The organism is Streptomyces hilarionis (genome assembly GCF_024539675.1).
Taxonomy (GTDB): Bacteria; Actinomycetota; Actinomycetes; order Streptomycetales; family Streptomycetaceae; genus Streptomyces; species Streptomyces hilarionis.
Map to the genome: position 1 here is coordinate 1 of NZ_JAHHIT010000611.1, position 312 is coordinate 312.

The following is a 312-nucleotide window of genomic DNA, read 5'->3' on the forward strand; positions in this document are numbered from 1 at the left end:
GTTGGTACCTGCTCGTGTAGGTCGAGCGCCATCAAAGCAGAGGCCTCGAAAGGTGGCAGGTCGAGGTAGCTCGCGTGGGCGCTCGGGGAATACAGCGCCTCTTTCCACCAAAGCAGATTGGTTCGGCGCTGCAGACCAGCCGTCGCGCCACTAAAGCTGGAAAGAGCCTTATCAAGGTGAGCGGTGACCGCCTTCGCCAGCGCAGATAGCGGACCGGATAAATCGACCGGTACGGGCGCAAGCTCCTCGGCCATTCCATTCAACGCTTCTGCGACGGCAGCGGTCATTCGGTCTGCAAATTCTGGAGCCCAG

Annotated in this window: 1 protein-coding gene; it reads right to left on the reverse strand. The window is 60.6% G+C overall.

All coding sequences use genetic code 11. The annotated features are described in order from the left end of the window. Window positions 1-287 (reverse strand): GTPase-associated system all-helical protein GASH (locus KMS84_RS44335; RefSeq protein WP_256921517.1); only part of this gene is annotated, 287 nt, incomplete at its 3' end. Between the last annotated feature and the right edge of the window lie 25 nt (window positions 288-312).